The 21,559-nt window shown below is 42.2% G+C and carries 18 protein-coding genes and 1 riboswitch; of the genes, 16 read left to right on the forward strand and 2 right to left on the reverse strand.

Annotated elements, in window-relative coordinates:
• Window positions 1–493 precede the first annotated feature (493 nt).
• The 13 genes from mntA to CSV70_RS13610 all read left to right on the forward strand — a co-directional run bounded on the left by mntA (window position 494) and on the right by CSV70_RS13610 (window position 15,080).
• Window positions 494–904: a type VII toxin-antitoxin system MntA family adenylyltransferase antitoxin gene (gene mntA / locus CSV70_RS13550; protein WP_099629592.1), complete on the forward strand. Its 411-nt coding sequence runs from the start codon at window positions 494–496 to the stop codon at window positions 902–904.
• Window positions 897–1,301, forward strand: coding sequence for a type VII toxin-antitoxin system HepT family RNase toxin (hepT, locus tag CSV70_RS13555; RefSeq protein ID WP_099629593.1), 405 nt, complete (start codon window positions 897–899; stop codon window positions 1,299–1,301). Before mntA ends, hepT begins: the two co-directional genes overlap by 8 nt.
• Before the next feature lie 188 nt (window positions 1,302–1,489).
• The gene (locus CSV70_RS13560) at window positions 1,490–1,681 is read left to right on the forward strand and encodes a DUF6440 family protein (protein ID WP_099661134.1); all 192 of its coding nucleotides are present in this window, start codon (window positions 1,490–1,492) and stop codon (window positions 1,679–1,681) included.
• Window positions 1,682–1,722: 41 nt separating this feature from the next.
• Entirely contained in the window at window positions 1,723–2,004 is a 282-nt protein-coding gene (locus tag CSV70_RS13565) for a hypothetical protein (protein WP_099629220.1), read from the forward strand.
• 676 nt (window positions 2,005–2,680) lie between these two features.
• Window positions 2,681–2,819, forward strand: a riboswitch (cobalamin riboswitch).
• Between the two features lie 154 nt (window positions 2,820–2,973).
• Window positions 2,974–5,037 carry a DUF4430 domain-containing protein gene (locus tag CSV70_RS13570; protein WP_143560427.1) on the forward strand — a complete coding sequence of 688 codons (2,064 nt, stop codon included), beginning with the start codon at window positions 2,974–2,976 and terminating at the stop codon, window positions 5,035–5,037.
• Between the two features lie 18 nt (window positions 5,038–5,055).
• Complete coding sequence (locus CSV70_RS13575; protein ID WP_099629222.1) at window positions 5,056–6,891, forward strand: prenyltransferase/squalene oxidase repeat-containing protein; 1,836 nt, start codon at window positions 5,056–5,058, stop codon at window positions 6,889–6,891.
• Between the two features lie 9 nt (window positions 6,892–6,900).
• Window positions 6,901–7,437: a DUF4430 domain-containing protein gene (locus CSV70_RS13580; protein WP_099629223.1), complete on the forward strand. Its 537-nt coding sequence runs from the start codon at window positions 6,901–6,903 to the stop codon at window positions 7,435–7,437.
• A gap of 18 nt (window positions 7,438–7,455) precedes the next feature.
• The gene (locus CSV70_RS13585; RefSeq protein WP_085130948.1) at window positions 7,456–8,325 is read left to right on the forward strand and encodes an energy-coupling factor transporter transmembrane component T; all 870 of its coding nucleotides are present in this window, start codon (window positions 7,456–7,458) and stop codon (window positions 8,323–8,325) included.
• Window positions 8,298–9,929: an ABC transporter ATP-binding protein gene (locus CSV70_RS13590; protein ID WP_099629224.1), complete on the forward strand. Its 1,632-nt coding sequence runs from the start codon at window positions 8,298–8,300 to the stop codon at window positions 9,927–9,929. Before CSV70_RS13585 ends, CSV70_RS13590 begins: the two co-directional genes overlap by 28 nt.
• Window positions 9,930–9,932: 3 nt before the next feature.
• Window positions 9,933–10,877: an AAA family ATPase gene (locus CSV70_RS13595; protein WP_085130946.1), complete on the forward strand. Its 945-nt coding sequence runs from the start codon at window positions 9,933–9,935 to the stop codon at window positions 10,875–10,877.
• A gap of 11 nt (window positions 10,878–10,888) precedes the next feature.
• Window positions 10,889–11,935 carry a DUF58 domain-containing protein gene (locus tag CSV70_RS13600; protein WP_099629225.1) on the forward strand — a complete coding sequence of 349 codons (1,047 nt, stop codon included), beginning with the start codon at window positions 10,889–10,891 and terminating at the stop codon, window positions 11,933–11,935.
• A complete protein-coding gene (locus CSV70_RS13605; protein ID WP_099629226.1) occupies window positions 11,932–14,151 on the forward strand; it encodes a transglutaminase-like domain-containing protein in 2,220 nt (739 codons plus the stop codon). The genes CSV70_RS13600 and CSV70_RS13605 overlap by 4 nt, the downstream gene beginning before the upstream one ends.
• Before the next feature lie 218 nt (window positions 14,152–14,369).
• Window positions 14,370–15,080, forward strand: coding sequence for an endonuclease V (locus CSV70_RS13610; RefSeq protein ID WP_369822362.1), 711 nt, complete (start codon window positions 14,370–14,372; stop codon window positions 15,078–15,080).
• Between the two features lie 168 nt (window positions 15,081–15,248).
• Here CSV70_RS13610 and CSV70_RS13615 read toward each other — a convergent pair whose 3' ends face one another.
• Both CSV70_RS13615 and CSV70_RS13620 read right to left on the reverse strand, forming a co-directional pair.
• Entirely contained in the window at window positions 15,249–15,677 is a 429-nt protein-coding gene (locus tag CSV70_RS13615) for a HEAT repeat domain-containing protein (RefSeq protein WP_099629228.1), read from the reverse strand.
• Window positions 15,678–16,037: 360 nt separating this feature from the next.
• A complete protein-coding gene (locus CSV70_RS13620) occupies window positions 16,038–18,137 on the reverse strand; it encodes a sigma-54-dependent Fis family transcriptional regulator (RefSeq protein WP_099629229.1) in 2,100 nt (699 codons plus the stop codon).
• A gap of 248 nt (window positions 18,138–18,385) precedes the next feature.
• Between CSV70_RS13620 and CSV70_RS13625 the strand changes: the two genes are divergently transcribed.
• From CSV70_RS13625 to CSV70_RS13635, 3 genes are read left to right on the forward strand one after another with little or no spacing between them, the layout of a single operon-like run.
• Window positions 18,386–19,546 (forward strand): acyl-CoA dehydrogenase family protein, encoded by a 1,161-nt coding sequence (locus tag CSV70_RS13625; RefSeq protein WP_099629230.1) that lies wholly within the window; start codon window positions 18,386–18,388, stop codon window positions 19,544–19,546.
• Window positions 19,547–19,564: 18 nt separating this feature from the next.
• Window positions 19,565–20,749 carry a CaiB/BaiF CoA transferase family protein gene (locus CSV70_RS13630; RefSeq protein WP_099629231.1) on the forward strand — a complete coding sequence of 395 codons (1,185 nt, stop codon included), beginning with the start codon at window positions 19,565–19,567 and terminating at the stop codon, window positions 20,747–20,749.
• Between the two features lie 14 nt (window positions 20,750–20,763).
• Window positions 20,764–21,552 (forward strand): enoyl-CoA hydratase/isomerase family protein, encoded by a 789-nt coding sequence (locus CSV70_RS13635; protein ID WP_099629232.1) that lies wholly within the window; start codon window positions 20,764–20,766, stop codon window positions 21,550–21,552.
• The last annotated feature ends 7 nt before the right edge of the window (window positions 21,553–21,559 follow it).

Below are 21,559 nucleotides of genomic sequence, written 5' to 3' on the forward strand. Positions count from 1 at the left end.
GGAACCTATCTTCTAGAGGGTTCGACTAACTTATATAACTGGATATTACTCTGTCTGAATCTATTGTCTTTGATATCGGTTGTTGTTTTGAGAATTAAAGAAACTCCAGTCGATTCAAAAAGCCATTAAGTAAGATCAATTTTTATTCAAAAGATGGCTTAAAGGGACCAAGATTGTGCAAGAATCGGGCGCGATTGTCGCAGAGTTTCTCTGTAGTCAGCTAGTTGATCTTCGCTACAGCCGGCTCCGGGAGGATCAGCGAAAGTCGTAACGAAGAACGTCTTTTGCGAGTGAAGCGAGGAGTGTGGTTCACCGCCCGCCCATAGGACACGCATCCGGCTGCAGCGCAGATCAACGGGTTGTAACCACTATCCCGTTATCGGTGGCGTTAATGGCAAATCGTTATGTAAGAAACGAGTGAGATTGAGGGAGGAGTAGCCATTTTTGGTTACTCCTTTTATAATAGATAAAACAGACGAAAGTGGTGAGAGTCATGCTATCTGAAGAAATAAAAAAAGAACTTGTAGACTTGCTAAATGAACGAGTAAATCCGTCATTTATTTTATTATTTGGATCTCATGGAAAAGGCACTGCTAGAGAAGACAGTGATATTGATTTGGGTTATTATGCAGTTGATTTACTTTCATCATATGAACGTTTTATATTAGCGGGTGAACTAGCACGAGTTGCTAAAAAGGAAGTCGATTTAGTCAATATTCGAGAGGTAGATACAGTATTTGCTATGCAAATTTTTTCAACTGGTAAGTTACTTTCTTGCCATGATGAAAATGAGTTTATAAAACAGCGAATGAAGGCTTTTAGTATGTACATTAACCTTAACCAGCAACGAGCAGATGTATTACAAAGCATTCGGGAAAGAGGGAGTGTGTTCGGCGATGAATGATGTGATTTTAAATAAAGTGACAACCATCGAACGTTGTGTGAATCGAGTTCATGAAGTATATGATCAGAATGTAGATAATCTAAAAGATTTTACTAAGCAAGATAGCATTATTTTAAATATTCAGCGTGCATGTGAAGCTAGTATCGATCTGGCAATTCATATCGTTAGTGAAAAGAAGTTAGGCATACCCAAAGCAAGTCGTGATGCATTTAAGATGTTGCAAGAAGCTACTATTATTGATGAATCATTAGCTAGCACACTAATGAATATGGTAGGTTTTAAAAATATTGCTGTACATGATTATCAATCAATAGATTTAGAAATTTTGGAAGCAATTTTAGAAAAGCATATTAACGATTTTAAAGACTATACGAAAATCGTCTTGCGTGTTCTTTAGGAAGGTATGTCAGTTAATAAAGTCACTTGGTGAATCTGTATTCTTAGAAGTTTTTAGGCTTGAAGAATATCTGCGATTTCATAAAATATAATTCCGTTAATTGATAAAATTAGGCCTTCGGAGTATTTCTATTAACATGTGTCTAGTACCTCAATCGGGCCAGATTATTAAATAAGGAGTATGAAATAATGAATTACAAACGCTTTGAAGTCATCGAGAAGCAAGGAAAGATTGAACGCTTTCAAATTATTCGAGATAACGAGACAGGTGTCCTTTATATGTCGCACGCTATGGGGTACGGTTTGGGACTGACTGTGATGGTTGATCCTGAAGGGAAACCTCTAGTAGATTTGGAATATCAGAAATCTAAAACTTGTTAGAGAATCGGGCCATTTTGTTGAAAATACGAGGTGATGAAGCGATGAGTAATGATGATTTTACTTTATCAAATATCTTTGGCAAGTTTATCGAAGACGAAATAATGGACATCGAAACATTTAAACTTATATATGATTTTGTTGCATTAGATAACTTTCGCCAAGGTGAGTATGAAGGCAATATGTTTGTTATTAGAAAGATAAATACGAATTATATACAGTTAGAAGATGAAGTAGCGACAGCAAATACTCCCAAACCAAAAGTATTTGTTTATACAAGGAAAGAATTCTTAAGTCTTTTACAATCACATAAACCAGGTTTTTAACCTACTCTTTTAACGGGCGCGATTGTTGGTGCGAAATGTTCCTAACTCAAATGAAATGTGGTCACACAATTTCGGTAAAGGTTAGGCGGTTTTAGGTTTCCTAAAACTGAAGGGTTATATCGAGAAGTCGAACGAGGAGGTAACGCTCCGAAAGGCTTCCCCTGCGTCGAGTAGCACGCTGATTAGTAAGGAAAAGCGTGTTACAAGCTCGGCTAATAGGTGTGAGAATTTACCGTAACAGTTTGGCTGACGAAAGCCTACCCGTTGGGGTGGTGTAAATCATGATGCTTGGGTTGAACAAATATGGTGAGAATACAATGTAATACAAGAACATACTGTATTGCTGACGAACTTCCGAATGTACGGGTCTAGACGCGCGTTATATAGAAATGTATTTACTACCAGATGTAGGGTTAGCTGTGGATGAGTAAGAATCTGCAATATGAAAATCCATCTTGTGTTATAGGCACATGGAGAGCCATAACGAAGAACGGCTTTTGCGAGTGAAGCCAAGTGGGGTGCACCGACCGCCCACAGGACATTTGTCCGACCGTAGCGTAGATCAACGAGTTCCAACCACTGTAAAGTTAGGATGCGATTGCAGTGTAGACAAAATAGCACGATGAACTTACACCGTCTATTGATTTTACCTCGCGAAAACTATATGCTTAGTAACAGTTACATAGAGTATTTTGGTTCTTTGTCCCGTAAACAAAGAGTAAATAGGAATCAGGTGAAAATCCTGAGCGGTCCGGCCACTGTAATGGGGAAAATTGCCCCTAAGTCAGGAGACTTGCCAAAGTATGTAAGCATGACACCTTCCGGTAAAGGGTGATTTGTGTATCATTCAATTTGTGCAGTTTAATTATTGAACATACATGGTCCCCATCTCATTCAGGAGGTGGGGACTTTTTGAATTCAAAACGCTGTGCACAACATCCCTTTATAAGTAAAGAAAGGACGAGTTGGATGAAAAAAACGAAGAATGCCTTCATGAAATACAAAAACTATATCTATTATAGCCTCATCGTCTTACTGCTATTTAGCACAATTACATATGCGGCGACTTCTACTGAAGAAACGACTCCATTTGATTTCAATGAAAAAGTGGTGGCTTCTACGCTAAAGTTAGCTAGCGGGGGAAGTGGGTCTTCTGATACGGAACCGAATCAAACGATAGAAAATGATGCCGATCAAGCAAATCCGCAACAACCGACAAATCTGGACAAGCCGCAAAAGGAACTGCAAGAACAGCCGCACGATCAACAAAAACCTGAGCCGGAACCGCAAAATAAGCCGATGGAGAAGCCGGGAACTACTACACCCAATGCGAAACCGAATTCAAACGACAAAAACACCGCACCTGCTGACGGTAATACAGCCCCGGCACTAGGTAAACCAAAACCAAATGCCAAGCCAGACATCGAAATCGTCGATATTGCGGATCAGCAAAATCGCTACTTTACGACGAACATCACCAATAATGAAACCGTTACCAGCCCATTATATAACGTCAACGTAAATCATCTGGACGATACACTCATTCCCCAGGAAATGAACGTCAAGCTAAATGGCAAGAAACTGGATGACTACCAAGGTGTCATCATGCTAACGGAAGGCACGAACGATATTCAATTTCAAGTAATCTATAAACAAACGAATAACAAACTACTGCGCGTTAGTCAGTCGTATCGCGTGATGCTGAATGCTCACGATATCGTCATTACGACGCAATTAAAAGATCAAACCGTGAATGAAGAATCTCTTACATTCACAGCAACAGCCACGCAAGGTGAACTAGATGCCAAACTAACGGTCTTCGTCAATAACAAAGAACTAAAGCCACTGGCTGGTAGCGCGTATAAAGCCACACTAGCTGAAGGGAAAAATACCCTCAAGCTCACCGCGCAACGACATGGGAAAAAAGCGGACCAGACCTATACCATGATCTATGAGAAAGAAAAAATCGCTATTTCATTGAAAACAGACTTAAAAGACCAACAAGCAAATGGCGCAGATTTTTCATTCTATGCGAAAGCTACAGCGAATGAAGTAGATGTACCACTCCGCATTACCGTAAATGATCAACTGGTAAAATCATCGGATAGTACGAATTATCATGTACAGCTTGTCAATGGAACGAACATTATCAAACTCGTTGGACAATATAAAGGGGAACAATTGGAACGGCAGTATACAATCACTTATAACGATCCGAATGAGAACGAGAACCCGCAAGTAGATCCCGATGCACCGAAACTCGTGACCGATCTAAAATCAGGTAGCAAAGTCAAAGGGGACATTAAGACGATCAATGTCTGGCCGGTAACTGCATCAGGTGAACGCATTCGAGGGAAAAACGTCCAAGTGCAAGTCAATGGGGAAAATATTCCGTTCACATGGGATGACAGCGTGAAAACCAGTTATAAACTTACATTGCGAACGGGACAAAATACCGTCACGATCAAAGTATGGGACGATGAAGGGCGCACAGTGGCAGAAACATTCACGGTCACGTCAGTAGCACCTGCAGAAGATGGTGTCATCGGTCAAGTAACGATCAGTCTAGAAGCTTCCGTATTAGGAATCCCCTATCTCATCAAGCCGACGAAGATGGATATACACCAAGGCCAAAGAGGTTCCTATATTCTGGATCAGCTACTGCGCAATAATGGTTTCACATATGGAAAAACTGGAAACCTCGACAGCAGTTTCTATTTGCGAGACGTCAGTAAGCCGGGCATGTTGAACAATGTAGCGATTCCCGATGATCTATGGGAAGTAGTCGAGAAAGTGTCTACCACTTCAAATCGGGATGCCTATTCACCAGATAGTTTAAGTGAATTTGATTTCGCGAACGGCTCTGGCTGGATGTACAGCGTCAATGGCGATTACCCGAACTATGGATTTTCGGATGCTTATTTCCTCGATGGAGATGTAGTGAGAGTTCGCTATACCCTTCATTATGGTAAAGATATTGGTGGGCATGACAGTTCAGGTACAAGTGATGCGAATTGGGATAAAGAATGGTAAGGAAAGAGAAGTGACGGAATGAGAAATGTCTATGCATGGCTAGTGACGATCGTGATGATGACGGCGGTATTATGGCCGTCCGTTGCGCTCGCGACACCTGAAAAAGAAGATTCGTTGCTCCACACAATTGAACAAATTATTGCGTGGAAAAAGCAAGATGAAAAGATCGCAGAGTCTGCCCCCTTACTAAGCAAACCGTTTCTTGCGCATGCGGGTAATACAAATGGTGACTGGTATCCGGTGGGCCTCGGCCGCATTGGATATCCTGACGATTACCATGCGTATCTCGCGGTCATCAAGAATCATGTCATCGAACGCTATAAAACGAAAGATCAGCTTAGCGATATGAAAGCGACAGAATGGCACCGGATTTCATTGGCGATCTTGGCAGCGGGCGGTGACCCGACAGCTATTGGGAATATCAACTTGATCGCAGACGGAACATATAATCGTGGATTGCAAACTTCTTTAGGCGCACAAGGGATCAACGGCTGGATCTGGGGGCTGATCACGCTCGACAGTATGCGCTATAAAGTGCCCGATGATGCGGATATGACAAGAGTCGAGATCATCGAAGAAATTCTCTCCCTGCAACTTGAAGATGGCGGATTTTCGTTTTACCAAGACGAAGCAGAGACCGATATGACCGCCATGGCGATCCAAGCACTCTCGCCATATTATCAAAGCACGGAAGAATTCAGCTATACACAAAAAGATACAGGTGAGGATGTCACAAAAACGATTCATACTATCGTTGACGAAGCACTCGCAAAGTTGTCTGATATGCAAACGTCCACTGGAGGCTATGGCACGCTACATGACGAAAATGTCGAAAGTGCGGCACAAGTACTCGTTGCGCTAACATCACTCGGTATCCATCCGAATGAAGACGAACGCTTCAAGAAAGGCGATCATTCATTGCTCGATTTCATCATGGACTACCAAATGGAAGATGGCGGATTTGTCCATGCAAAAACGTATAACGCAGATAATCCATCTTCTTTACCGGATGAATCGAACTCGATGGCTTCTGAACAAGTACTCTATGCATTGGTATCGCTCTACCGACTCGAAAACGGTTATCGTTCCATGTATGATTTCCGCCCTGAAAATCCGCAAGAGATGAAGCGACAAATGACGAAGCTGATGGAAGACATTCAGGCTATCCATGAACAGACCGACGCCAAACGGCTTCAGCAATTGCTCGATACATATGAAAACTTCCCGATAGAGGAACGGTCCTATGTCTACAACTTCCATACGCTCGCGGAAGCTGCAAAAAAGCAGTCCATCCCACTCGATCTTCCTGCATTTAGCGAGGCTTATGAAGTGTACACGAAGGGCGCCGGCACGATTGCACCGATCTATCAAGAGCAAACCGCGCCACGAAGTATTACCGAACAAGATGTAAAGAGAATCGATGCGATTTCTACACCTCTGACGACAGAGCCGTATATTGACGTCGTTTCAATGATCGACCAGTTCGAACAAGCAGATAATAAAGGCGACTTTGAAAAACAATTGGCCCAACTATATGAATACAAAGAAGAGATGGAGAAAATAGAAGCCGAAATCCAACGTATCAATGAAGATGTACTCGATCAACTGTATCCATTCAATGAATTAACAAGCAAAGATCAAGACAACGTCGATGCGATTCTCAAGCGATTCAACGCACTGTCTCTCTATGATCAAGGAAAAGTCTTGAACTATGAAGATCTCAAGAAATCAAAAACGCAAATTGACAATGCCGTTCGAGCACAGCGCATTTCATGGGCGCTCGGAATCGTTGCAGTAGGTTTACTCATCGTAGTGCTACTGAGAATCAAAAAAAGAAGGCGTCAGAGAGATTAGAGGGATATAATGAAGAAAGATCTATTAGCCGTAGCATTCATCCTCTTTATCGTTGGGTGGCTGGTCACGGGAACGAAGATTCAATCGGTGGAAGAGTATTACTTGACCCATATCGACGAAATTACGGATGACTCGGAGACGGTGACACTTGAGATACGAAGTGACACCGTCCTGGATTCCATGGACAAGTTGAAACCGGGTCTCGAGAAATATGTAGAACCAGACGGCGAAATCCTTGAGAAAACGGAGTATGTGCTGCGCAGTGGCGATACCGCATTTGAACTACTCGATCGCGCGACACGCCATCATCGCATCCCGATGGAGTACCAAGGAGCGGACTACAATATATACAACAGTATTTACGTCCAAGGCATTAACTATTTATATGAGTTTAATTGTGGTCCGTTAAGTGGCTGGATGTATAAAGTGAACGGCGAATTTCCGAGCCGTGGCGTCAGTCAATACGAACTGCAAGACGGTGATGAAGTGGAGTTCCATTACACATGTGATGTAGGTAGAGATCTAGATGGCTACATACGAAAATAAAAGAAAGTAGGAAACTAGATGAGCGCATTCTCAAACTTTCACCCTATATTGCTACTTGTCTACGTAACAGTTGTTTTGGTCACGATGTTCAGCTCGTTTCATCCCATCATCGTGGCACTGGCCATGACCGGAGGCATTCTGTATTTCTTCATGCTGCACGGTGTACGGTCTGCCAGTAAAGATCTGATCTATTATTTTTTCGTCTTCCTACTAATTGCCGCAGCTTATCCATCTTATGTCCATAACGGTTTCACTCCGTTGTTTTTCCTTAATGACCATGCGGTAACGCTTGAAGCCGTGACGAAAGGACTCGTCGTTGCGGGAGCCGTAGTCGCAACCAGTTTCTGGACAAAGAGTTATTTCGAGATTTTCACAACGAATAAAGTACTCGCCGTACTGACGAACGTGTCCGCAAACCTCGGCATCCTCGTTTCCATGTTGTGGCGATTCATTCCGTTATTCAAAATAACATGGCGTGAAAAGCAAATGGCACAACGCGGGATCGGCTATTACAAAGTAGGAAGCAGAGTGGAGAAACTTCGCCGCGCGTTCGCATTGTGGCGGCAGACGCTCGTTCAGACAGCGGAGTTTGTCTTTGTGAAGCCAGATGTCATGAAGGCACGAGGATATGGAATCACGAAAGAAAGAACGCAGTATAAGATGATGCGGTTCACGAAACGAGACGGAATATTGACGGCTGGACTCGTTCTGTTTCTTCTGTACTACATCGGATACTTTACGCAACACCAAACGCAGTATTACCCGAAGATCAGTGAACAGACGCTAGGCGCAGGACATTATGTGGTTATCGGTTTGCTGATGCTATTACCGTTTATCTATGAAGCGAAGGAGAGTGTCAAATGGCGATACTTACAGTCGAAAATCTAAACTTCCATTATGAAGAACACCATGTGTTGCAAGACATTAGCTTTTCGATTAAACAAGGAGAATTCGTAACGCTTTTCGGTCCTACCGGTTCAGGAAAGTCTACGTTATTGAAAATGGTGAAGCGGGAAATGCGACCGAACGGTAAACTAAGCGGCACGGTGTATTTTAACGGTGAAAAAATCGATGAACTGCCTGTGTCGACTACAGCGACTGCTATTGGCTACATGATGCAAAATCCAGATGAACAAATGGTCATGGAGAAAGTGTGGCAAGAGTTGGCATTCGGTCTCGAGAATATGAGTGTATCGACGGAAGACATGCAGCAGAAAATCGCTGAAGTCGCCAGTTTCTTTGGTATCCAAAACTGGTTGCATAACAGTATTAGTGATTTATCAGGCGGGCAGAAACAACTCGTCAATCTAGCGGCAGTGCTTGCGATGGAGCCGGATATTTTATTGCTTGACGAACCGACTTCCCAACTTGATCCCATTGCGGCTTCAGAGTTCTTGACACTGCTTGAGAAAATCAATCGCGAACTCGGCATGACGATTTTAATCGTGGAGCATCGGCTAGAAGAATTATTACCGGTGTGCGATCGAGTGTTGTTCATGGAAAACGGCTCACTTCTATATGACACGACGCCTAAAGCAATCGGCAACTTGTTGCTAGAACATCCGATGCTCGACGCACTCACAACAGCGATGCGTGTCTATTATAAGCTCGGATTCCGTGATGAGACGCCGATTACGGTGCGCGAAGGGATGGATTTCATTCGGCAATATCCACCGGCAATTTTGCCAATGGGTCCCGTGAAAAAAAAGCATCCACCGCTCATTACAGTGAAAGATGTGTATTTTCGATACAATCGCAAGAGTGATGATCTACTCGCCGATATGACATTCACCGTACATCGCGGTGAAATTTTTACGATTGTCGGTGGCAATGGAGTCGGCAAGTCTACATTATTGAAATTGCTCGCTGGATTGCATAAGCCATATGCCGGAAAGGTGTGGTTGGATAACGTCGTGCCGGATAAGTGGAAAGGCAATATCGTCTTATTGCCGCAAAACCCGCAAGCTTTATTCATGCATTCAACGGTGAAAGAAGAGCTGATTCACGCGGTTCCTGTGCAGAAATTGCCGAAAGAACAGAGAGAATCCGCTGTGTCCGGTATGATGCAGCAGCTACGTATCGAACATTTAGCAAAGCGAAATCCATTCGATTTAAGTGGTGGAGAGCAGCAGAAGACGGCGCTTGCGAAATTATTATTGCATAAACCAGATGTTTTATTGCTCGACGAGCCGACGAAAGGCATGGATGTCATGTCCAAACGAGAGGTGACGGAGTTGATCCGAACGCTTCAAAAACAGAACATCACGACGATTATTGTGACACATGATATTGAATTTGCAGCAGAAGTATCTACACGGGTCGGCATGCTGTTCGATAAATCACTTATCGCGATCAATAATCCAAAAACCTTTTTCACATCCAATCGCTTCTACACAACCGCCGCCAGCAAAATCGCACGCGGATTATTCCCATATGCCATCACAGCGGAAGACATCGTGGACGCGGTGAACTTACACAACAGGAGGAACTAAACAATGAGCAATCCATCAACACACGTACTGAATGAAATGAAAAAGGTGATTAACGGTAAAGACGACGTCATCCAAAAAGTGTGGATGACGTTCCTAGCCGGAGGACATGTATTGCTAGAAGATTTACCAGGAGTCGGGAAAACGACACTCGCGAAAGCATTCAGCCGAGTCGTCGGTCTCGATTCGAACCGCATCCAGTTCACACCGGATGTCGTCGCGTCTGACGTCATCGGATTCACGATGTTCGACAAAGAGAAAAACGAATTTGTCTTTAAAGAAGGCGCGGTTATGTGCAACTTATTGCTCGGCGATGAAATTAACCGGACGTCTTCGAGAACGCAAGCAGCGCTCCTTGAAGCTATGCAAGAGAAACAAGTGACAGTGGACGGCGCAACCTATCCGCTGCCAGCACCGTTTCACGTCATCGCGACGCAAAATCCGTACGGTACAATCGGTACACAACCACTACCGAGCGCGCAAATTGACCGTTTCATGACCAAGTTGAGCGTAGGATATCCCGATTTTGAAGACCAAGTAGACATGCTGAGAAATCGTCAGCAGGCAGAACCATTGTCATCACTCACTCAAATCATTACGAAAAATGAATTGCTTGCGCTGCAACACCAAGTACAGAACCTGTTCATTCACGATGAAATCTTGCGCTACGTCACGGCACTCACCGAGAAAACGAGAAATCACCCGTCGATTCATCAAGGAATCAGTCCACGTGGCGCACTTGCTCTATGTCAGATGGCGAAAGCGCATGCCTTCTTACAACAACGCGATTACGTCATTCCGGAAGATGTCCACGCTGTGTGGTTGCCGACGAGCCGACACCGCATCGTCATGTCGAGCGTGCCAGGTACTGAACAGGAGCAGGATACGCTACTCGAAAAATTACTGCAAAGTGTTGCCACTCCCGACCAAGCAATGCTTGCGACATTTTAAGGGCTGATCGTATGATATGGACATTACTCATTAGCGTCGTGTGGCTACTGTTTACGCTTGCGTTTTTCATCTTCACGACGACGCATTTCGCTCTATTATTCGCAGCTGGTTCGTTTCTTTTATGGCTGTGGCTCGTGTTAAGCGTCTATCTCGTCAAAGGAAAAATCCAGTGCGAGATCATCACGGCGAATGAAATTTATAAAAATGAACAAATGAGCTATCAACTGCGCGTACAAAATACAAGTCGCTTACCTGTTACACAACTACAAATACATCTCGTCATCGAGCATATATTTACTGGTAGACAAGAAAGTCACCAGCACAACTTGTCCATCCCAGCGAAAAGTACGGAAGAGTTTTCATTCGTGCTGCCGCAGAAATATATGGGGCAAGTGACTATACGAATCAACCAACTGACAATCAAAGACAGTTTCACATTCTTCCGTTCGATGCAGAAAATGGATACGCAATCCGCGATGTTGATCATGCCGAATCCGTATTTCCTGAAACTTCAACGCATCGAGCAAAATCAACATGTGCTACAAACGCCGGGCATCATCCCGATGAAGAAGATCGCTGGCGAAGAGCTGGCGGAGTTGTCGGTATATAAACCGGGCGACTCGGTCAAACAAATTCACTGGAAATTATCAAGTAAAGTGGATGAGCTATTCGTCAAACAGCATGAAACGCTGACAGGAGATGCCGTCATGATGACGATCGATTTTACATCCTTCACCAATCGTGTGGCATTATATGATGAATTCATCGAGACGTTTTCCGCTCTGCTTTATTCCTATGTTGCAGGCGATCACGAAGTCCACCTTCTAGTGGATCATTCGACAGGTGAGCAGTTGACGATCGACAATGAACAGGATGCAGCGAACGCTATAAAAGAAGTGTTGACGAGAAGTGTCACGCACGTTTCGATGTCAGATGAACAGTGGAAAAAGCTCAGACGAACCTATCCAAACTGTATCGTATTGACGACCAATAGTGCGCGTAGTACCGAATATCAGACGATCGTGATCTCGGATCAGAAGGAGGGATCAGTCGCATGAAATGGCTGGATGGAGTAGTTGCGTATAGTGTCCTCCTAGCGGCGTTCCTCGTAATCCGTGCGATGCTGTTTCCTGAGGTGAGTAGCGTGCCCGCGTTCATTCTCGTCTTGCTATGGATGGTTGCACGGATACTGTGGAAACAGCGTGGCGGCGACATCGTCTTGATTGCAAGCGTGATCGTTAGTTTGATTTTCTTGTCAACGTACATAGACGACGTGAAACGAACGATCAACGCGTTGTTCATCACACTCTCAGAACACAAACATATCTATATGGATCTATTGTCCGTCAATGAAACGACTTCGTGGCTAAACGGCATGATCCTCGGTCAAATCACTTTGCTAATTGGCAGTGCCATTTATTACGCCATTGCGAATCAAAAACGTTGGATTCCTGTTGCGCTCGCTATCGTGATTTGGTCGATGCAATTACTACTTGGCACATCACCCGCATTGATTCTCGATATTCTATTTTTCGCGGCACTGATTCTGGCATTGCTGTATATGAATCAATTAACTGTACACTGGTGGAAACGGATTGCGATCGTGCCTATTTCATTGGTCATACTGATGATCACGTATACGGCGATCAATGAAAATGGTAATGAAGAATTTACGGGCAGTCTGAAAATGGAAGATGCTGTACGGTATCAAGATGAGAAGTTACGCTATTTTAAAGGTGAAGAACCTGTGCTGACAGCTGGCAACTTCGATCGGCTTTCCACGTTTACACCGGGCGATTATACCGCGTTAAAAGTCGCGATGGAAAATCCGAGTCCACTGTATTTGAAAGGATTCGTCGGTTCAACTTACACGCCGAGTGGTTGGAAGGAAATCGGTGGGGAAGCGTATAGGGAAGAGAAGTCTCTGCTTGAAGCGCTAGAGAAAGAAGATTTCACCGGAGCGAAACAATTGAGTTTGGCAGCGAAAAGTAGTTTGCCGGAAGAGTACGAAGAAGCGAAACTCGTCATTCAAAACGTCGCTGCATCCAGTCGCTATATTTACGCACCGTATGAATTAGCGGAGTTGGATGATCAGCTTGTCCGTTCCAAACAAGCCGACGCGCTACATGCGACAGGGATATTCGGCAGACGTACAGTGGAAATGCACTATATGCTGACACCGTACACCGATTATCCGCAAATCGCGAATGCGTTGTACAAAACAAAAGACACCGACTATTTACGTCGTGAAAGTTATTATAACCAATACGTCTATAACGAATATCTCGCGGTGCCTCAAGATAGTTTGAATGTGCTGCGCAACCATATGGACGAAGGTGTAGTCGATTCAGAAACGCGTTTACCGTACGAACAAACGATTCAGGAAGTGGACCGTTTCCTCGCACAGTCGATGCGTTATAACGAACAAGCCAAACCGATAAAAGACCAGGATTTCCTGACAAGTATTTTGGAAGAGTCGAAAGAAGGCTATTCCGTTCATTATGCGACAGTCGCAACATTGGCATTCAGAATGCTTGGAACGCCTGCGCGTTATGCGGAAGGCTATATCGTCGGACTGGATGACGTGAAAGATTTACAGTCATTCAGTGAAATCAACGTCAGCGAGAAAAATGCCCATGCGTGGACAGAAATCTACGTCGACATGGTCGGCTGGGTACCGATTGAAGTGACACCGGGGTATGCTGAGAAAATGCCGGACATCAATAAACAAGACTATCCAGCAGCAGGTGCTGATTTACCGAATGCAAACAGCGGAAGTACGGCTGAACCTGAACCGAATGACACGACAGAAGTGCAACAAGATCAAGATAAGCCAGAAGACACGAAGCAAGTGAATTCGAACACTACTATATGGTTCTGGTTGAATATCGTCATTGCGTTCGTTATATTCATCCTGTTATTGCTGTACTTCTTAAGAAAAAGAAAACGTCAACAAAAACTTCAAGTGAAAGATCATCGAGTAGCCGTTGTACATCATGTTCAGCTCATGGTGCAGATGCTTGAAAAAGAACAAGTTGTCGCGAAGCTGCCTTCATTTGAAACAGTACCTGAAGCAGTTGGCAAAATCGATCCGCGACTTCGACAAGACTTCGAGGATGGATTGAAAATCTATCAAAAGGCTATGTACAGTCCACACGGCGTGACCCATGAAGAACGGGCGGAAGTAGAAACGTTATTTGCGCACGTTCATACTGCGGTGAAGAAATCGAAAAAAGGGTTGAAGAAGTTACGATTTATCGTACGTTATCCATAAATAGTGAAGTAGAGAAAAGTATCGCATGCCGCGGTGCTTTTCTTTTTTGAAAATGGATAGAGTTGTAACGGGAAGAACGAGAATGGATCTTAAAAAATGAAAAATCTCTTACATAGTAGAAGTATATATATAAATAGCAACGAACATATTATGGATAAAAGTAAGCTGACCGATTTCTCGATAGAATTAGATAATTAAGTCGTCTAGGAGGAATGAACATAAACATACAGGATATCCATCCGCTATCAACCGACAAAAAGAAATGGAATGCCATTCAAACCTGTTTAAAAGAAAAGATAAGTATGGTAAATAGATTGACTGCTACTGATATCAAGTTCATTGCGGGCGTCGATGTAGCTTACTGGGAGGATGAAGGGATTGAATGGGGTGTTTGTAGCATAATCGTCATGGACTATGCTACAAAGGCGGTTATTGAAGAAACCAATAGCACTGGAATTGTCGTAGTCCCTTATATACCAGGATATTTGGCATTTCGGGAACTCCCCCTAGTTATTGAAGCGGCCCGAAAGCTTCAACACGCGCCGGATCTATTTATGTTCGATGGCAATGGTTATTTGCATCCGAGGCATATGGGAATCGCAACTCATGCTTCTTTCTTTTTAAATAAACCAACTATCGGCATCGCCAAAAGTTACTTGAAAATAGCTAATGTCGAATTTGAAATGCCTGAAAATAGGACAGGCTCGTATGTAGAGATAGTCATAAATAGGGAGATATACGGCAGGGTTTTACGGACACATCAAGATGTAAAACCTATATTTGTTTCATGTGGGAACTATATAGACTTACCAACAGCAACTACTATTACTAAGGAATTACTAAATAGTGAAAGTCGATTACCCATACCGGTTAGACTGGCAGATTTGGCAACAAAGAGAAATAGAAGACGGCTACGGGACAATAAATGAGATACTTTTATCAAATAAATGAATCAATTTCAAAACTCCAACTCCATTTAAAAGACGAACATCATAGAATCTTAGCAGTTTCGGCGAATCACGCTGTAACATAAGAAAAAGCCATCCACTCCAAAAACGGAGAGAATGACATTCCTTTATACATCACAAAACTACGTATTACAGCTTTGCCCAACGTTCCTCTAACCAATTTATAAATTCTACACCTTTGTCGCCTTCATATGCATCAAAGACATCTACACGCATCCGTTGTAGTTTATCCGCAAAGTCTGCCACCGTATGGTCTTTCGGCAAGCTCTTTTTGACGCGAAGGAAGATCTTGTCTGTGTTTTTGATAATATCAAAGCGAGCAGGAGATGGCTTTTCTACAACCTCACCAAATGCGGTAAGTGCTTCATAGGCAGCTACTTGCACCTGGTGGACAGTATCATGCTGCATACGATTTTTTAATAAATCTATGATTTTGTCATGTTGATAATCCGATAATATGTTGACTGCTTCCAAACGATCTCGCCAGCTAGACGTATAATTGGCCTGTTTTTTTAATGTTTCATACTGCTCGGGTAATGCTGTTTCAAATTGTTTCAAGTAATTGCACCTCTTTTTTTAACTAAAGGAAGATTGAATTCTTCTTCTGCTTTTCTTATTATACGTTGTCTGCATGAAAATAGCGATGGATTGCTGGTAAGGATATTTAGAGAAGATAGAAAGCAGAATTTGCTTTAGTAGAAAACTATCGAAAAAGACACTATCTATAAAAGGTAATGTAAAAGTTTTGAAATTTTTTTCACTCTCTCCTTATCTACATTGCAAAAAACAGACGGCAACCTGATTATAATTAGGTTATCTAAGAATAAAAGGAGAGAAATAAAGCGAAAAGAATAATCAAGACAGCTCTGGTCGCATTATTGATTGCGCGTAACTTACCATTTCAAAAAGGCAGAGTGCTCACTCAATGCCGTACTCTCGAATCTTTTTATAGAGCCATGTCCGACTAATTCCAAGATCTCGGCTCGCTCTTGCTTTATTTCCGTTGGCAATGACCAGAGCGGATTCGATTCTCTCTTTTTCACAGTGCTTATATACGGCAACATTATCTTGAGAGTATGAGTGTGCACTTTGCGATCTTTCAGCGCGATTAGAAGTAGGTGATCCAAGGCTTTCTGGTATATGGTGGATATCAATATAACCATCTTCCGTTAAATTTGCGGCGCGTTCGATAATATTATGCAACTCTCTTATGTTGCCGGGCCATTGATAGCTGATGAGTTTCGTCAAAGCGGAATGTGTAATTCCCTGCAAATCAAATTCAGATTTTTTCAGTCTATTGATTATTGAATGTACGATATCCGGCAAATCATCCAGCCGCTTTCTCAGGGGAGGAATATCAATTCTAATAACATTCAGACGATAAAATAAATCCTCTCGAAACTTCCCTTCACTAACTAGATCTTCCAAGTTTTTATTCGTAGCTGCAATAATCTTGGTTTGCAAATTGACAACACGATGCCCACCAATAGGTTCGAACTCTTTTTCTTGCAAGACACGCAAGAGTTTTGATTGAAGAGCAAGGGGCATATCCCCAATTTCATCTAGGAAGAGTGTGCCGTTTTGTGCCATTTCAAGTTTTCCTTTTTTCCCACCTTTTTTGGCCCCTGTGAATGCTCCGTCTTCGTAACCAAAGAACTCAGATTCCATTAATTCGTGTGGTATAGCCGAGCAATTCACCTGAATGAACCTGCCCATTTGTGAAGAGGATGCATGGATACCGTGTGCAAATAATTCTTTTCCGGTCCCACTTTCTCCAAGTAATAGTACTGTCGAAGTACTGCTGGCAGCTGAAGCAGCTGTGTTTTTCGCTTGTTGGATAATACGGGATTCCCCAACGATATCGGCGAATGAATATTTCGTTCCTTTTAAATCACCGAGCTCTTTTTGGTAGTGACTCAGTTGCTGTTCCAGTGTTGATACCTTTTTTAAAGCTTCTTGTAACTGCTTTAAGCCTCGATACGTTACTTTGCATATCCCTCCAATAATTTGTTCATTGTTTTTAATAGGTCGAATTGTAATTAGACATTGTGTATCATGAATTATTTTAGCAGAATTTGTTATCTTTACACCGGTGGATAATACTTCGGAGAAACCTAGTTCTGGAAACCACTCTGAAGCTGGCTTTCCTAGAATGTCATTCTCATTGACAGAAAATAAGTCGCTGAAGCCTTTATTGATCATTGTAATGACTCCATCATAATCGACTAAAATCAATCCATCATAAGCCATCTCTATCGCGCTGTGCAACTTTTCTTCCCATTCTTTCGAAAATCGTAATTCATTTGCCATTTTTTCGAAATTGGTCCAGTCGTCCGTTATAACCATCGAGCCTACTAATTTTCCCTTCTCGTATAAGGGGTAACACTGAACAATTAAAATACGGTCGTGAATCTGTATTTTCTTTTTCATGACAGGTTTACTTTGTTCTAGAACTCCCACCAACAAGTCGTTTATTTCTTCTAGTCCTTGTAGTTCTTTTATTGACAAATTTTCACTAGCCGTCATATGCAAAAGGTTCTCGGCAATCGGATTAGCTGTTGTAATAATTAAGTTTTTATCCACAGAGAAAAGTCCAAAACTCATATTCTCAAAAATCAATGAAAGTTGACTTTGAATCCGTTCATAGCTCAAGTCGTATGCCCATAAGATCTGCGCAGTAGAAAGGAGACCTATAGGTTTTGAGAATTCATCCACAATAGGTGCATGACCAATATTATTATTAAGCAACAATGTTTTAGCAGTAGTAAGCAACATCTCTGGTTTTAGATATACGGGGTTTTTTGTTAGAAAACTAGATATGGCTTCTTTTGTATTGGCTCCATCACTCAATGCTTGTATCAATTTATTTTTAGTAATTATAGTAGTTAGTTTAGAAGACTCATCCACTACAGGGATAATGTGGGAATCGATTTCTGAAAAAAGAATGAGTACAGTTTGTATAGATTGATCAGCCGTACAAACAGGGAAGTCTCTTATCATGACATCTTGAACTAGCATTTGATCACCTCTACTAATACGTCTAATTAATCAAAATAATCATACTATATGTGAACTTAGTTTACAACATTGTGTAAACTCTGTCATATAGTGAACAGTCAAGTTTACAGAAAAGTATACACTTTTTATTTCAGTCCCTTTACACCACTTGATATAACGGCATTTTAAGAAGTGGCATGGTTCTTGCAAATAATAAAAGTGTAAATAGACTTTTTGAATAACTATTAATTTTTAGGGAGATGAATTAGATGCGAGTAGATACGAAAATAGAAGATGAGTTGAATTTGTTTCGCAAATCAATTCAAGGATTTGCGAAAAAAGAATTGGAACCCGAGTATTTGGGATGGGAGAAAGATGGAAACATACCGCGTAAACTCTGGAATCGGTTAGGCGATGAGGGATTACTGAATATTGATATACCTGAAAAATATGGAGGTACGGGTGCACCGTTCATCTATTCATCAACCGTAGTGGAAGAGCTAAGCTACTTACAATATCCAGCAATAGCAGGGAACATCTCTGTCCATTCGAATATTGTAGCCCACTATATTTTGGCTTCAGGAACAGAAGAACAGAAAAATCATTATTTACCTAAAATGGCAACAGGCGAGTTGATCGGTGCAATCGCCATGACTGAGCCCAATGCAGGAAGTGATCTTCAAGGAATCAAAACATCAGCTGTTTTTGATGAATCAAAAAATATGTATAAATTGAATGGATCCAAAACATTTATCAGTAATGGCCAACATTGTGATTTTGTTATTGTAGCGGCCAGAACAGACTTAAGTGTGGCAGGTTCGCGTGGTACTACACTATTTATTGTAGACTTGCCAACTGTTGGGTTTGTGAAAGGTAAAAACCTTGAAAAAATAGGTCTACATGCAAGTGATACTTCGGAACACTTTATGGAAGATGTGTTTGTACCGAAAGAAAAAGTATTAGGGAATTTACACCGTGGCTTTGAAATCTTGATGAAAGAACTTCCAAAAGAGCGATTCATTCTGGCGATAGGTGCGCAAGGTGCTATGGAAGGAATTATGGAACTAACTATCAAATATGCAAAAGAGCGTGAAGCATTTGGTAAGCCGATCAGTCAATTCCAGAATACTCGTTTCCGAATGGCCGAAATGAAAACAGAAGTGCGTATACACCGAGCATTTGTGAATGAATGCTTGGAACTGATTGAACAAGACAAGTTGGATACAGAAACTGCTAGTATGGCGAAGTTGTCATGTACAGAAGCACAAGGAAGAATCGCCGACGGCTGTTTGCAAATGTTCGGAGGCTATGGATATATGCAAGAATACCCTGTAGCAAGAGCCTTTGTTGATGCTCGGGTTCAAAGGATTTACGGTGGAACATCTGAGATCATGAAAGAGATTATCGGTAAAAGTATTTTCGGCAAGTAAAAGGAGTGACAAGACAGAATGGGAATATTACAAGGATTGAAGATACTTGATTTCTCAACACTTTTACCCGGTCCCTATGCAACCATGATGCTTGCGGATATGGGGGCGAAGGTGATTCGTGTAGAATCACCTTCACGAAAAGACTTGGTAAGAGAAATGAAGCCTATGGATTCACTTGGAAAATCAGCTGCACATGGACATCTTAATCGATCGAAAAAGTCGTTGGCGTTAAACTTAAAATCACCGGGGGCGGTGGAGATTGTTAAAGAATTAATCAAAGAGTATGATATCGTGATTGAACAATTTAGGCCAGGTGTCATGAAGAGACTCGGACTGGATTATGAATCGCTCAGTCAAATCAATCCTAAGTTGATATATTGTTCGATCACAGGATATGGCCAGACAGGACCTTATAAAATGAGAGCGGGTCATGATAATAATTATCTATCAGTGGCGGGTGTGATGGATTATTCTAGACGCAAAGATGAATTACCGGCACCGGCGGGAATCCAAATAGCCGATATTGCAGGTGGTTCCATGCATGCGGTTATTGGTATATTGGCAGCATCATATTCCCGAGAACGATGTGGCAAGGGGCAAGCAATCGATATTAGTATGACAGATACAACGTTTGCGCTCAATGCATTCCATGGTTCGGGATACCTTGCTGGAAACAGAGAGCCTGAAGCGGAAAAGCATATGTTGAATGGCGGATCCTTCTATGACTTTTATGAAACCAAAGATCATCGTTTCTTTTCAGTAGGGAGTATAGAGCCACAATTCAGGAAATCGATATGCGAGGCACTGGATAAAGAGGAATGGATTCACAAAGCGTTCAGCGAGGAAGAAGAAGACCAGATAGCATTTAAAAAGATGCTAAAGGATAGTTTCCTTGAAAAAGATTTCGATGAATGGCTACAAATCTTCAATCAGAATCTTGACGCATGTGTAGAACCAGTACTTACCTTTGCTGAAGCTTGCAATCATCCCCAACTCAAAGCAAGAAAGATGATCGTTGACGTACCGCTATTGAATGGTGCTTCACAGCCACAAATAGCTTCTCCAATCAAGTTTTCATCCGCCGATCCTGTTTACTTCCATGCAGGAGTAGATGCGGGAGCGCATACCAAAGAAATTTTATTGGGTTCAGGTTTTACTTTAGAGCAAATTGAAGATTGGAAGAAGACGGATGTTTTCAATTAAAGGGAGGATGCAAAATGGACAGTGAATCAGTAATCTATGAAAAAAGAAATCAAACAGTCTGGATTTATCTAAATCGTCCCGATGAAATGAATTCTATCGGCAAAGAGTTATTGTATGATGTGGCAAACGCAGTGGATCAGGCAGAACGGGATGAGGACGTACGAGTAGTCGTTCTATCCGGAAAAGGAAAAGCTTTTTGTGCAGGAGCCAATTTAAAAGAGCTAGTAAATGATTTAGAAATGAAACATTCAAAAGAACCTGCACTACTGGATCTAGTGGATACACTTTACGGCAGATTGGAAAAGTTGAGTAAACCACTGATTGCCGCTTTAAATGGTTTGACTCTCGCTGGGGGGTTGGAGATTGCGATGACTGCAGATTTTATTATAGCTTCTGAAAAAGCCAAAATAGGAGATGCTCATGCAAACTTTGGTGTACTGCCGGGGGCTGGGGGTGCAGTAAAACTACCGAGAAAGATCGGTGTGAATCGTGCAAAGTATTTATTGTATACGGGAGATTTTATAAGTGCTCAACAAATGAAAGAGTATGGATTAGTGCAAGAAGTTGTACCTGCAGAAGAATTAGAAAGAGTCGTTCAAGAAATTGCTGACAAAATTTCCGAAAAGAGTCCTCTAGTTCTTAAAAAGATGAAACAGCTCGTTGCCGATGGATTGGAGCAACCGATTGATATTGCACTAAAACAAGAATTGCTATCTTTGAAAGCGCATACAAGAACGTATGATATGGCGGAAGGATTGGCTGCTTTTAGCGAAAAACGCAAACCGGTATTTAAAGGATATTAATCTATAG

The organism is Sporosarcina sp. P25 (assembly GCF_002743235.1).
Classification (GTDB): Bacteria; Bacillota; Bacilli; order Bacillales_A; family Planococcaceae; genus Sporosarcina; species Sporosarcina ureae_B.